The following is a 12,420-nucleotide window of genomic DNA, read 5'->3' as shown; positions in this document are numbered from 1 at the left end:
TTTGTCATTTTTGATGACAAAATCTGTCGCAGATGGCGCGATAGTTCACCAGATGTCACGGCGGCGCTGGGCAGGCGGGGAGGGCGGTGGTGTTGAAGGGTGGTCAGATGCGGGCGTTTCTTGTGTAAACACCCGCCGAAGCGGGTGTTTGCAGGTGCCGTCAGGGGCGGGCGAGGTCAGAACAGATCGTCCTTCTCGTCCTTGGTGGGCTCCAGGCTCCAGCCGGTGGCATCGCTGCTGCTGGCGATCTGGCCCTTCTCCTTCCACAGCTTGATCTTGAGGCGCAGGTTGTTGGCCGAGTCGGCGTTCTTCACTGCCTCCTCCTCGTCGATCACCCCTTCCACCACCAGATCGAACAGGGCGCTGTCGAAGGTGACCATGCCGAGGGCCTTGGACTTCTCCATCACCTCCTTGAGGCCGCCAAACTCGCCGCGCTTGACCATGTCGCGGATGGTGTGGGTGCCCAGCATGATCTCTACCGCCGCCCGGCGGCCGCCATCAGTGGTTTTCACCAGCCGCTGGGAGACAAACGCCTTGAGGTTGTTGCCAAGGTCGTTGAGCAGCTGAGGCCGGCGCTCTTCCGGGAAGAAGTTGATGATGCGGTCCAGCGCCTGGTTGGCGTTGTTGGCGTGCAGGGTGGAGATGGCCAGGTGGCCGGTCTCCGAGAAGGCCAGCGCATGCTCCATGGTTTCGCGATCGCGAATTTCGCCGATAAGGATCACGTCCGGCGCCTGGCGCAGGGTGTTTTTCAGGGCGGCGTGGAAGCTGCGGGTATCCACCCCCACCTCCCGCTGGTTGATGATGCTCTTGCGGTGGCGGTGCACGAACTCCACCGGATCTTCGATGGTGATGATGTGGCCGCCGCTGTTGCGGTTGCGATGGTCGATAAGGGCTGCGAGCGAAGTGGACTTGCCCGAACCGGTGCCGCCGACGAACAGCACCAGCCCCCGTTTCTCCATGATGGTGTCGAGCAGCACTGTGGGCAGTTTCAAGTCCTCGAAGCGGGGGATCTCGGTCTTGATGTTGCGCGCCACCAGGGAGACTTCGTTGCGCTGCTTGAAGATGTTGATCCGAAAGCGCCCGATCTGGGGCAGGGAGATGGCGAGGTTCATCTCCAGCTCCTTCTCAAACTGCTGCTTCTGCTCGCCGTCCATGATGGCGTCGGCTATGCTGGCCACCTCGCCGGGCTCGAGTGGCGTCTCGCTCAAGGGGCGCAGGCCGCCGTTGAACTTGGCACAGGGGGGCGCGCCGGTCGACAGATAGAGGTCTGAGCCATCCTGCTTGGCCAGGATCTGTAGCATGTCTCGCAATTCCATGGTTTTTGCCTCGTCTATCAAGGAGATGCCTTGCTGGGGATGTTATTGAGTGTACAGCGTCAGGCGCCGGTGAGTTTCTCGCGAAAGACAAAAAAGACCGCGCCCAGGATGCAGAGGCCAGCCCACAGGTAATCCCATTTCAGATCCTCTTTCAGATAGAAGATGGAGAAGGGGACGAACACGGTGAGGGTGATCACCTCCTGCAGGATCTTGAGCTGGCCGACGGAGAGCACGGTATGGCCGATGCGGTTGGCGGGTACCTGCAGCAGGTATTCGAACAGCGCTATTCCCCAGCTCACCAGGGCGGCGATGATCCAGGGTTTGTGATTCATACTCTTGAGGTGGGCGTACCAGGCGAAGGTCATAAAAACGTTGCTGCACAGCAGCAGGCCGATGCTGGTAAAGATAGGGTTCATTAGGTTCTCCTTTAAAATCAATCGCATTTTATCGCCGAACCATGGGTTCTCATAAGTGGGGCGGCAGGGTATTTTTAATCCATCAAGGATGAAGAGACAGAGGGTTGTACGAGATGGGCAAGACAAGCTGGGGTGTGCTTGGTCTGCTGTTTGCCTGCCAGGTGCACGGTGCGCCGACCCTGACGGTAGCCACCGATGTCTGGCCACCGTTTCGAATTGAAATGCCGGACGGTCGGCTGGGCGGACTGGACATGGATATCTTGCAGCAGTTGCAGCGACGCAGCGGCATCCGCTTCGAAGTGAAGCAGGTCCCCTGGGGGCGGGCGCTCAAACAGATGCAGACCGGTCAGGTGGATCTGATGATCGGGCTGGCCATGACGGCGGAGCGGGCGATCTTCATCGACTATCTGCAGCCGGCCTATTACCAGTGCCGACCCGCCTTTTATGGCAAGGGAACTGAGGTCTCGACTCTGCGCAGCTATGCCGATCTGCAGGGGCACAGGGTGGGTTACGTGCTCAATTCGGCCTATTTCGAACCGTTCGATTCCGACAGCCGGCTCGACAAGCACGGGGTGCCCACCGAGGAGCAACTGCTGCGCATGGTGCAGCGCGGCCATCTGCCGTTGATGATCGGCACCGACTGCCAGGTGGACTATGCCTTGAGTCGGGGCAAGGAGGCGGGGCTGCGCAAGGCGGCCTACCAGCCATCCCAGCCCGTGGTGCTCTATCTGGGCATGAGCAAGCGCTCTCCCCATCAGGCGCTGCAGCAACCGCTGGCGCTGGCCCTGCAGGAGCTGGTGGCAAGCGGTGACATCGCCACCCTCGCCAAGCCTTACCAACCTTGACCTTGGGTGGTAACACACTGTTATCATGACCTTTTCATGCTGATGCCCGGTGGCTGACGCCGCCCGGGCACGGGTCACTCTCACCTTCGGGGAGCCTCTGTGTATCTCTCTTTGCTCGCCCGCCAGCAGCGCTGGCAGCGGCGCTGGTTGCTCGGCCTGCTGCTGCTGACCCTGGCGCTGTTTCTCTTCTCCCTGATCTGGGGCGAATTCCTGCTGTTGCCCTGGCACCCCTTGGGGGAGCTCGAGCAGCGCATTCTGCTGGAGCTGCGCCTGCCGCGCGCCCTGCTGGCCCTGCTGGCGGGGGCTGCGCTCGCCTGCGGTGGCGCCGTGCTGCAGGTGATGCTGCACAACCCGGTGGCCGAACCCGGCCTGCTTGGCGTCTCGAGCGGGGCGGGATTGGCCGCCATGGTGGCGATGGCGGTGGCCAAGGCCCTCGGCGTCTATCTGCCGGGTTGGGGGCTTTCGCTGGCGGCCTTTGGCGGCGCCCTGCTGGTGACCATGCTGTTGATACGGCTGGCGCGCCGGGCCCGGCTCGGCCATGCCAGGCTGTTGCTGTTCGGGGTTGCCATCGGCATCCTCACCAACGCCGCCATGACCTGGCTGATGTACTTTGCCGATGACGGCTCCTTGCGTGAATTCATGTTCTGGATGATGGGGAGCCTCGCCTATGGCAGCCAGCAACTGGCCTGGTGGTGGCTGCTGTTCCCCCTGACCCTCGGCTGGCTCGGCTGGCAGGGCAAGGCGCTGCAGCAACTGCTGCTGGGAGAGACCCAGGCCCGCCTGATGGGGCTCGATGTGGACAAGATGCGGGTACGGCTGGTGCTGGCGGTCTGCCTGCTCACCGGGATGGCGGTGGCACTGTGCGGCGTCATCGGCTTCGTCGGGCTGGTGGTGCCCCATCTGCTGCGCCTGTGTGGCGGCAGCGATCAGCGCTTCCTGCTGCCCGCCTCGGCGCTGGGGGGCGGCGCCCTGCTGCTGGCGGCCGATCTCATCGCCCGCTCCGCCCTGCGAGCAGGGGAGCTGCCCATCGGGGTCATCACCGCCTCGGTCGGTGCCCCGCTCTTCATTTATCTGTTGTTGAGGCAAGATGCCCATGCCAGCACCTGATCACCTCGGGGGCCAGCCACCCTTGCTGGCTGCCCGCGCCCTCGCCGTCGCCAACCGGCTCGCCCCCCTCGACCTTGCCTGGCAGGGGGGCCAGCTGGTGGCCCTGCTCGGCCCCAACGGCAGCGGCAAGTCGACCCTGCTAGGCGCCCTGGCCGGCCTCTTGTCGGGGCAAGGGGAGGTGCGCATCGGCGGCGAGTCGCTGGCGGACTTGAGCTGGCCGGCGCTGGCGCAGCGGCGCGCCATGCTGCCTCAGCGCCAGCCCCAGCTGTTCCATATCCCGGTGTTTCAGGTGCTGAGTCTGGGGCTCGATGAGGCTCAACCTGCGGCCAGACAGAACGAGGCTATTCAGGCGCTGTGCCAGGCGCTGGAGCTGGAAGCCTTGCTGGCGCGGGACTTCAGCCGGCTGTCTGGTGGGGAGCAGCAGCGGGTGCTGATCGCCCGCACCCTGCTGCAGGTGTGGCCGAGCCTAAACCCGGGCGAACGGATACTGCTGCTGGACGAGCCGCTGGCCGGGCTCGATCTGCACCATCAACTGGCGCTGCTGCGGCTGCTCAAGCAGCTGGCCGGGCAGGGGCTGCTGGTGGTGCTCGCCATTCACGACATCAACCTGGCCATCGACTGGGCCGATCGCCTGCTCTGTCTGCAACAGGGGCGGGTGGTACGGGAGGGGGGCGTCGAGCTGGTGGACGAGGCGCTGCTGGCACAGGTATTCCAGATCAAGACCGAGCGCATCGAGGCGGGTGGCCGGGTCTGGTTTATGCCCAGTTTGTAGAAGCGGGGCGCGGCCTAGTCGGCCGCCCAAGAAAAAGGGGCCAGTATCGAACATACTGGCCCCTTTGCTTATTGGCTGTTCAGCCCAGCTTGTGCAGGCGCACCTGGGCGGCCTCGGCCAGCATGGCCAGCAGGGTTTCGGTGTCGCTCCAGGAGAGGCAGGCATCCGTGATGCTTTGGCCGAAGGTGGCGGCGCAGCCGTTCTCCACATCCTGCCGTCCTTCCACCAGGAAGCTCTCGGCCATGATGCCGGCGATGCCGGTGCGACCGCGGCGCAACTGATCGCAGATGTCTTGCGCCACCAGCAGCTGGCGACGGTGATCCTTCATGCTGTTGCCGTGGCTGAAATCCACCACCAGCCGCTCGGGCAGGCCGACGTCGGCCAACGCTTCGCAGGCCTCGTCGATACTGGCGGTGTCGTAGTTGGGTCTGTGGCCGCCGCGCAGGATCACGTGGCCATAGGGGTTGCCGGCGGTGCGGTAGATGGTCATCTTGCCGTCCTTGTCCGGGGAGTAGAAGATGTGGCTGTGACGGGCGGCGCGCACCGCATCGATGGCGATGCGGGTGTTGCCGTCGGTGCCGTTCTTGAAGCCGACCGGGCAGGAGAGGGCGGAGGCCATCTCGCGGTGCACCTGGGATTCGGTGGTGCGCGCGCCGATGGCGCCCCAGGTGATGAGGTCGCTGATGTACTGGCCGGTCACCATGTCGAGGAACTCGGTGGCGGTGGGTATGCCGAGGGCGTTGATGTCCACCAGCAGCTTGCGGGCCAGTTTCAGCCCTTCGTTGACGTCGAAGCTGCCATCGAGGCGCGGATCATTGATGAGGCCTTTCCAGCCGACGATGGTGCGCGGCTTCTCGAAATAGGTGCGCATCACGATGCACAGGCTCTCTTTATACTGCTGGCGCAGGGCATTGAGGCGCAGGGCATACTCGTGGGCGGCGGCCGGATCGTGAATGGAACAGGGACCGACGATGACCAGCAGGCGCTGATCCTCACCGGCCAGGATCGCTTCCACTTCGCGGCGGGCATCCAGCAGGTTCTGGGCTACGGTGTCGCTTAACGGGAAGGCGTGCGCCAGCTCGCTGGGAGTGATCAGGGACTCCAGGCGACGGGTGCGCAATTCATCGGTGTGAATGGACATACGACTCGATTCTCGAAATGGGTGGCGTGGGCAGTAGCAATGACTGAGTGCCAGAAAAGGCAAAGGGATAAAATAAAGCAAAAAACCCCTGATGGAAACCTCGGGGGGCTCTGATAGGATGTGAGCCCCAAAACGATTCCAAATGAGGTAGATAGCGTGGCAAAGCCAGGGGCAACCGGGGTCACCCGCATCATCAATGCAACCGGTTACAGCATGAAGGGGCTCAAGTCAGCCTGGATCAACGAGGCCGCTTTCCGGCAGGAGCTGATGCTGATCCTGCTGCTGATGCCGCTGGCGTTCTGGATCGGCGATACCCTCGATCAAATCCTGCTGCTCATCTGCATCAGCTGGCTGGTGGTGATCGTCGAGGTGCTCAACTCCGCAGTCGAGGCGGTGGTGGATCGCATCGGCTCCGAACATCACGAGCTCTCCGGTCGCGCCAAGGATCTGGGCTCCGCCGCCGTCTTCATCGCACTGGCCCTCAACGCCCTGGTGTGGGGCGCCCTGGTGGGTCGCAACCTGTTGGGGTGGTGGTAAGCCGGGCCTCATTGTCTGTCGCGTATTTTCCCGCTCTCTTGGCAAGAGGGCAGGATGAGGGCGGTTTCATCTCCCCCCTCGTTCCCAACCCTGCTCCCGCGAGGGGAGAAGGGGGCAAAGGAGCCGCGACGCGGATGTGCGCTTAGCATCGCAGCATAAAAAGCCCGTCATTGCGACGGGCTTTTTGCTGGACGGCGCTGCAGGCTGATCAGTGCAGGATGCGGGCACGGATGGTGCCGCCGATCTCCTTGAGCTTGGCCAGCGCCTTCTCGCTGTGCTCGGTCTCCACGTCGATCACCACGTAGCCGATGTGGCTGCTGGTCTGCAGGTATTGACCGGCGATGTTGATCCCCTCGTCGGCGAAGATCTGGTTGATCTGGTTCATCACGCCGGGCTGGTTGCGGTGAATGTGCAGCAGGCGGCTGGAGCCCTTGTGACCGGGCAAGGAGACCTCGGGGAAGTTGACGGCGGAGAGGGTAGAGCCGTTGTCGGAGTATTTGACCAGCTTGTTGGCCACTTCCAGCCCGATGTTCTCCTGGGCCTCCTGGGTGGAGCCGCCGATGTGCGGGGTCAGGATCACGTTGTCCAACCCGCGCAGCGGGGTGAGGAACTCCTCGTCGTTGGACTTGGGCTCGACCGGGAAGACGTCGATGGCAGCGCCGGCGAGGTGGCCGCTCTTGATGACGTCAGCCAGGGCGTCGATGTCCACCACGGTACCACGGGAGGCGTTGATGAAGATGGCGCCCGGTTTCATCATGCGCAGCTGCTCGGCACCGATCAGATCCTTGGTGGAGGCGGTCTCAGGCACGTGCAGGCTGATGACGTCGGACATGTTGAGCAGCTCGACCATGCTCGGCACCTGGATGGCGTTGCCGAGCGAGAGCTTGTTCTCGATGTCGTAGTAGTAGACCTTCATGCCGATGCTCTCGGCGATGATGCCAAGCTGGGTGCCGATGTGGCCGTAGCCGATGATGCCGAGCTTCTTGCCACGGGCTTCCACCGAACGGTTGGCCAGCTTTTCCCACACACCGCGATGGCACTTGGCGTTCTTCTCCGGGATGCCGCGCAGCAGCAGCAGGATCTCCCCCAGCACCAGTTCGGCCACCGAACGGGTGTTGGAGAAGGGGGCGTTGAACACCGGGATGCCACGCAGGTGGGCGGCATCCAGGGAGACTTGGTTGGTGCCGATGCAGAAACAGCCGATGGCCACCAGCTTGTTGGCGGCATCCAGCACCTTCTCGGTGATCTGGGTGCGCGAGCGCAGCCCTACGAAATGCACGTCACGAATACGCTCGATCAGCTCTTCTTCGGAGAGAGAGGTCTTCAGATACTCCACACTGGTGTAACCTGCGGCACGAAAGGTTTCCACTGTGTTGGGGTGAACCCCCTCCAGCAGCAGCACCTTGATTTTATCCTTGTCCAGTGAAAACTTGGCGGTCATGACGATCCCTCTATGTTTGCAAAAGTGAGTGCAGATATGGTGTGTGAAGAAAACCGTAAAGTAGCAAAAACGTTGGGGAGAGGGAATATTTGTGACGAAAGTCAAATTCTTTGAAGTTTTCAACGATAGTTGTAAACGAGGGTTTGCAACTCATTGAGCAACAAATAAAAACGGCGCCATGGGGCGCCGTCTTTCATTGCGAAGGGATCATGGGTGACCAGATCCTGTCCATCGGAGGTCAGCTGATGATCACGCCGTCCGGGGTGCCGATCACCACCACGTCTGCACCGCGGTGGGCGAACAGGCCGTTGGTGACGGTGCCTACGATAGCGTTGAGCTGCACTTCCAGCCCCTTGGCATCGGTGATGGCCATGCCTTTCACGTCCAGGATGTGGTTGCCGTTGTCGGTGACCACCCCTTCACGCCAGACCGGGTTGCCGCCGAGCTTCTTGATCTCGCGGGCCACGTATTCGCGGGCCATGGGGATCACTTCCACCGGCAGCGGGAAGGTGCCGAGCACGTCGACCGTCTTGGTGTTGTCGATGATGCAGATGAACTTGTCGGCCACGGCGGCGACGATCTTCTCGCGGGTCAGGGCCGCGCCGCCGCCCTTGATCATGTCGCGGGTGCCGTTGATCTCGTCGGCACCGTCCACGTAGACGGAGAGGGCGTCGATCTCGTTGAGATCATACACAGGGATGCCGAAGCCCTTGAGGCGTTCGGTGGAGGCCACGGAGCTGGATACCGCCCCCTTGATCTCGTCCTTCATGGTCGCCAGTGCATCGATGAAGTGGTTGACGGTAGAGCCGGTGCCTACCCCGACGATGGTGCCGGGAACCACATACTTGAGCGCAGCCCAACCGGCCGCCTTCTTCATTTCATCTTGAGTCATGATCGATCCTTTGGAAAAAAGCGGCCGCATTATATCCAAGCCGCCATCCCAGAGCGACCACCCAGCTCACGTTCCGGGCCAAAAACCTGCAAGATGTAAATCGTTTGCCTGTTTATTGCGCCATGTCATTGCACACATGGCTGTGTCAGCAAGAGCCGAGCAGTCGGCAAGGCCGCTTCCGGCCTCAGTCGGGAAAGTGCCAGCAGCGGCTGGGAGTGATGATCTGGGGCAGCGGTACGTCCCACTCCTCCTGCGGCACCGCGTCCACCTGCTGGCAGTCGTGGGCAATCCCCAGCGGTTTGGGGCCGAGTCTGTGCTCGTGCCAGCAGGCGAGGGTGCGATCGTAGTAGCCGCCGCCCATGCCGAGCCGGTTGCCTGCCGCATCGAACGCCACCAGCGGCGTGCAAATCAGATCGAGGGTGCTGTGGGGCACCACCTGCTGCATGTCGAGCTCAGGTTCGGCGATGCCGTAACGGTTGCGGGTCATGGGACTGGTAGCGGTGTAGCGCAAGAAGAGCAGGTGGCCCGGGGTGAAGGGGTGCAACACCGGCAGATAGACCTCTTTTTGCTGGGCCCACAGCCAGTGGATGGCGGGCAGGGGGTTGAGCTCGCCGTCGTTGGCCAGATAGAGGGCGATACGTTTGGCCGCCAGGATCTCGGGATGCTGCTTGAACTGGGCAACCAGCTGCTGGGCCGCCTGCTGCTGCTCGGCCTGGGTCAGGCTCTTTCTGCGCTGGCGGATGAGCTGGCGCAGGGATTGTCTTTCAGGCTGGGTATCCGGCATGGGGGCTCCTCTGATGAACGGGCGACGGGGCGATACGTGGATCGCACTGGCAGGCGATCACCTTAACAAGGCCGCGCCGGGTTGAACAGCGCGGCTCGGCCGCCGGGTGGGACCCGGCGACCGCACTATCAGGCGTGGGCGGCTTTGCGCATCTGGTGCTTGACGAACACCGCCACCAGGGCGGCCAGCGCCAGCGCCATGGGGTAGAAGCTCATGCTCACCACCGCCAGCGGCGAGAGGGCGAAGATGGAGCCCAGCAGCAGCGCCTGGGCGCCCCAGGGGATCAGCCCCTGCACCACGCAGGAGAAGATGTCGAGCATGGAGGCGGCGCGGCGCGGGGTAACCCCGTGGTGATCCGCCAGATCCTTGGCCACCTTGCTGGCGACGATAATGGCCACCGTGTTGTTGGCGGTGCAGAGGTTGGTGAGGCCCACCACCCCGGCGATGCCGAGCTCGGCCGCCTTCTCGTTCTGCTCGCCGTCGTGCTGACGGGTGAAGCGGGCGATGAGGGCGCTGATGCGGGTGCTGATCCAGGCCAGTCCCCCCTGGCGTTCCATCAGGGCGCCGAGGCCGCCGATCAGCATGGAGAGCAGGAAGATCTCCTGCATGCCGGTGAAGCCCTGATAGATGTCCTTGCTGAATTGGCCGAGGGGGTAATCCCCCAGCAGACCGACCCCGCCAGCGGCCACAATGCCGAGCCCCAGCACCATGAAGACGTTCATGCCAGAGAGGGCCAGCACCAGGATCAGCAGGTAGGGCATCACCTTGAGCAGCTCGATATGGGCCTCGGTGGCGGGGGCATCCCCGACCGACCCCAGGGTCAGATAGAGCAGGATCACCCCGATGGCGGCCGGGGCGGCAATCTTGAAGTTCTCGCGAAACTTGTCCTTCATCTCGCAGCCCTGGCTGCGGGTGGCCGCAATGGTGGTGTCGGAGATGATGGAGAGGTTGTCGCCAAACATGGCGCCGGAGAGGATGGTGCCCGCCATCAGCACAGGATCGATGCCGGCGGCCTGGGCCACGCCCAGCGCCACTGGTGCCACGGCGCCTATGGTGCCCATGGAGGTGCCCATGGCGGTAGCGATGAAGGCGGAGATGAGGAACAGCCCAGGCAGCAGGAACCAGCCGGGGATGAGGGAGAGGCCAAGGGCGACCGTGGCATCCACCCCGCCGGTGGCCTTGGCCACGGTGGCGAAGGCGCCTGCCAGCAGATAGATGAGGCACATCGCCATGATGTTGCTGTCACCAACCCCCTTGAAGAAGGTCTCGAGGTTCTTGTTGAACCCCTCCTTGCCCAGCACCAGCGCCAGCATGACGGCGGGGAGGGCGGCGACGGGGGCGGGCAGCTGATAGAAGGCGAACTCGACCCCCTGCAGGGTCAGCCAGGTGCCGGTACCGATAAAGAGAGCAAGAAAGACCAGCAGAGGCAGCAGGGCTCTGGCGCTGGGTTGAGTCTGGATCATGTGTTCCTCGATGGTTGTACATGACCTCCCTGTCTCAGCCAGCCCGCAGTGGGGTGAGCGTGGCGGGCATCCTGCCGCTATGGGGTGCCTACAGTAGTGAGTCGCGCCCGCCCGGTCAAGATAGACGTCCAGATGGATGCTGCTTTTTGTCTGGTGATTTTGTTGAATTGATTAAATCCGTTAAATATTCGGATTTCAGTAAATATGTTGTTGATTTTTCGGGTTGCCAACGACGGCCACGGCGGGCTTTTCAAAGCGGGCGCAGGCTGGTAAAACGGTCTCTTTCCTTAATAGAGATTTGAGAGGGTGGAGATGGACAATCCGATCCGTGTGGCCGTGATGGGCTGTAATGGTCGTATGGGCAAGGTGCTGCTGGAGGCGATCAGCCATGCCGAGGGCGTGGTGGTCGGGGCGGCGCTGGAGCGACCGGGCTCCGCCGTGATCGGGCTGGATGCCGGCGAACTCAACGGGCTGGGTCGGCTCGGTGTCATCATCAGCGACAGCCTGGACAAGGTACGGGACGAGTTTGATCTCATCATCGACTTCACCCGCCCCGAGGTGACCCTGGCCAACCTGGCCTTCGCCCGGGCCCATCACAAGCAGATGGTGATCGGCACCACCGGCTTTGACGACGCGGGCAAGGCGGCGCTCAGGGCCGCCGCCGGCGAGATCGGCATCGTCTTCGCCTCCAACTACTCGGTGGGCGTCAACCTGGTGTTCAAACTGCTGGAGCAGGCTGCCAAGGTGATGGGGGATTACACCGACATCGAGATCATCGAGGGGCACCACAGACACAAGGTGGATGCCCCGTCCGGCACCGCCCTCTCCATGGGGGAGGTGGTGGCCAAGACGCTGGGACGTGACTTGAAAGAGTGCGCCGTCTACGGCCGCGAGGGGATCACCGGCGAGCGGGATCGCAACACCATCGGCTTTGCCACCATTCGCGCCGGCGATCTGGTGGGGGAGCACACCGTCATGTTTGCCGACATCGGCGAGCGGGTGGAGATCAGCCACAAGGCCTCCAGCCGCCTCACCTTCGCCAACGGTGCGGTGCGCGCCGGCAAGTGGCTCAAGGGGCAGGGCGCCGGCCTCTATGACATGCAGGACGTGCTCGGCCTCAAGTAACCACATCCACTGACATCACGGCACCCGTGATGTGCACGAAGGGCGGCCCGGCCCGTCGTCTGCTCAAAACCCCGCTCATGCGGGGTTTTTTATTGGTGATTTTGTATAAATACCGCTTACACGGTGATTTTTGCACGAAACGAGATAAATCGCCCCTCTCTGCTGTTTTACCGGATCCTGCATTGCATGAATGTCATCGGCTGGTAACGAAAATGGGCCTCAATAGCCCCTGCTAGGGCATTTTTTTACATCCATCAAAACAGACTAAAAATTCAAACGCAGAAAAACGTTTTCCATTTTTCAAGGCCACTCATCCTCCCTAAAAAAGCTGATTGCAGACGTTGAGATTTTTTATATGAAACTTCATTGTATTGTTTTTTAAGGATTAAAAATTGGTTTTTGTATCAATGATGGTCTCTTGGTCTGGATTGGTAGCAACTTTTGCCTTTTCTTTTCAGGGAGGGGGTTGCAAAGCAATGAAGTGCATAGATAATGGGTAATGTTGCTTGTTTATTGAATTTAGATGCATTTCGAATGAGAAAAGACGTTGAAATGCGATCGTTTTTAAGTAGAATGCGCCC

General features: G+C 62.0%; 12 protein-coding genes. 5 read left to right on the top strand and 7 right to left on the bottom strand.

Annotated elements, in window-relative coordinates:
• Positions 1–176 precede the first annotated feature (176 nt).
• The gene (tapW, locus tag AB5Y94_RS15505) at positions 177–1,316 is read right to left on the bottom strand and encodes a type IVa pilus ATPase TapW (protein ID WP_017766703.1); all 1,140 of its coding nucleotides are present in this window, start codon (positions 1,314–1,316) and stop codon (positions 177–179) included.
• 59 nt (positions 1,317–1,375) lie between these two features.
• Entirely contained in the window at positions 1,376–1,732 is a 357-nt protein-coding gene (locus AB5Y94_RS15500; RefSeq protein ID WP_005302630.1) for a DMT family protein, read from the bottom strand.
• Between the two features lie 113 nt (positions 1,733–1,845).
• On the opposite strand from AB5Y94_RS15500, the gene AB5Y94_RS15495 reads away from it, so the two are divergent.
• The 3 genes from AB5Y94_RS15495 (at position 1,846) to AB5Y94_RS15485 (ending at position 4,456) form a co-directional block, all read left to right on the top strand.
• A complete protein-coding gene (locus AB5Y94_RS15495; protein WP_368206105.1) occupies positions 1,846–2,577 on the top strand; it encodes a substrate-binding periplasmic protein in 732 nt (243 codons plus the stop codon).
• A gap of 99 nt (positions 2,578–2,676) precedes the next feature.
• Positions 2,677–3,684 (top strand): vitamin B12 ABC transporter permease BtuC, encoded by a 1,008-nt coding sequence (btuC, locus tag AB5Y94_RS15490; RefSeq protein WP_219325485.1) that lies wholly within the window; start codon positions 2,677–2,679, stop codon positions 3,682–3,684.
• Entirely contained in the window at positions 3,671–4,456 is a 786-nt protein-coding gene (locus AB5Y94_RS15485; protein ID WP_368206103.1) for an ATP-binding cassette domain-containing protein, read from the top strand. Before btuC ends, AB5Y94_RS15485 begins: the two co-directional genes overlap by 14 nt.
• A gap of 79 nt (positions 4,457–4,535) precedes the next feature.
• Here AB5Y94_RS15485 and AB5Y94_RS15480 read toward each other — a convergent pair whose 3' ends face one another.
• The gene (locus AB5Y94_RS15480) at positions 4,536–5,597 is read right to left on the bottom strand and encodes a 3-deoxy-7-phosphoheptulonate synthase (RefSeq protein WP_368206101.1); all 1,062 of its coding nucleotides are present in this window, start codon (positions 5,595–5,597) and stop codon (positions 4,536–4,538) included.
• A gap of 156 nt (positions 5,598–5,753) precedes the next feature.
• Between AB5Y94_RS15480 and AB5Y94_RS15475 the strand changes: the two genes are divergently transcribed.
• Positions 5,754–6,134 carry a diacylglycerol kinase gene (locus AB5Y94_RS15475; protein ID WP_005302618.1) on the top strand — a complete coding sequence of 127 codons (381 nt, stop codon included), beginning with the start codon at positions 5,754–5,756 and terminating at the stop codon, positions 6,132–6,134.
• Positions 6,135–6,342: 208 nt separating this feature from the next.
• Here the strand turns inward: AB5Y94_RS15475 and serA are convergent, their stop codons facing one another.
• From serA to AB5Y94_RS15455, 4 genes are all read right to left on the bottom strand, one after another.
• Positions 6,343–7,575, bottom strand: coding sequence for a phosphoglycerate dehydrogenase (serA, locus tag AB5Y94_RS15470; protein WP_005302616.1), 1,233 nt, complete (start codon positions 7,573–7,575; stop codon positions 6,343–6,345).
• A gap of 238 nt (positions 7,576–7,813) precedes the next feature.
• Positions 7,814–8,467: a ribose-5-phosphate isomerase RpiA gene (rpiA, locus tag AB5Y94_RS15465; protein ID WP_010633545.1), complete on the bottom strand. Its 654-nt coding sequence runs from the start codon at positions 8,465–8,467 to the stop codon at positions 7,814–7,816.
• Positions 8,468–8,651: 184 nt separating this feature from the next.
• Positions 8,652–9,251 (bottom strand): 5-formyltetrahydrofolate cyclo-ligase, encoded by a 600-nt coding sequence (locus AB5Y94_RS15460; RefSeq protein ID WP_005302612.1) that lies wholly within the window; start codon positions 9,249–9,251, stop codon positions 8,652–8,654.
• A 128-nt stretch (positions 9,252–9,379) separates the two neighbouring features.
• Positions 9,380–10,714: a Na+/H+ antiporter NhaC family protein gene (locus AB5Y94_RS15455; protein WP_005302609.1), complete on the bottom strand. Its 1,335-nt coding sequence runs from the start codon at positions 10,712–10,714 to the stop codon at positions 9,380–9,382.
• A 312-nt stretch (positions 10,715–11,026) separates the two neighbouring features.
• Between AB5Y94_RS15455 and dapB the strand changes: the two genes are divergently transcribed.
• Positions 11,027–11,839, top strand: coding sequence for a 4-hydroxy-tetrahydrodipicolinate reductase (gene dapB / locus AB5Y94_RS15450; RefSeq protein WP_017766694.1), 813 nt, complete (start codon positions 11,027–11,029; stop codon positions 11,837–11,839).
• The last annotated feature ends 581 nt before the right edge of the window (positions 11,840–12,420 follow it).

The sequence above is a fragment of the Aeromonas sp. s5 genome, assembly GCF_040907865.1.
GTDB lineage: Bacteria > Pseudomonadota > Gammaproteobacteria > Enterobacterales > Aeromonadaceae > Aeromonas > Aeromonas dhakensis.
The sequence above is the reverse complement of the archived record's forward strand: the minus strand, read 5'-3'. Positions and strand labels throughout refer to the sequence as shown.

Excerpts from the sequence above, each read along its gene's own strand:
- tapW (WP_017766703.1), bottom strand. The coding sequence starts at position 1,316 with ATGGAATTGCGAGACATGCTACAGATCCTGGCCAAGCAGGATGGCTCA.
- AB5Y94_RS15500 (WP_005302630.1), bottom strand. The coding sequence starts at position 1,732 with ATGAACCCTATCTTTACCAGCATCGGCCTGCTGCTGTGCAGCAACGTT.
- AB5Y94_RS15495 (WP_368206105.1), top strand. The coding sequence starts at position 1,846 with ATGGGCAAGACAAGCTGGGGTGTGCTTGGTCTGCTGTTTGCCTGCCAG.
- AB5Y94_RS15485 (WP_368206103.1), top strand. The coding sequence starts at position 3,671 with ATGCCAGCACCTGATCACCTCGGGGGCCAGCCACCCTTGCTGGCTGCC.
- AB5Y94_RS15480 (WP_368206101.1), bottom strand. The coding sequence starts at position 5,597 with ATGTCCATTCACACCGATGAATTGCGCACCCGTCGCCTGGAGTCCCTG.
- serA (WP_005302616.1), bottom strand. The coding sequence starts at position 7,575 with ATGACCGCCAAGTTTTCACTGGACAAGGATAAAATCAAGGTGCTGCTG.
- rpiA (WP_010633545.1), bottom strand. The coding sequence starts at position 8,467 with ATGACTCAAGATGAAATGAAGAAGGCGGCCGGTTGGGCTGCGCTCAAG.
- AB5Y94_RS15460 (WP_005302612.1), bottom strand. The coding sequence starts at position 9,251 with ATGCCGGATACCCAGCCTGAAAGACAATCCCTGCGCCAGCTCATCCGC.
- AB5Y94_RS15455 (WP_005302609.1), bottom strand. The coding sequence starts at position 10,714 with ATGATCCAGACTCAACCCAGCGCCAGAGCCCTGCTGCCTCTGCTGGTC.
- dapB (WP_017766694.1), top strand. The coding sequence starts at position 11,027 with ATGGACAATCCGATCCGTGTGGCCGTGATGGGCTGTAATGGTCGTATG.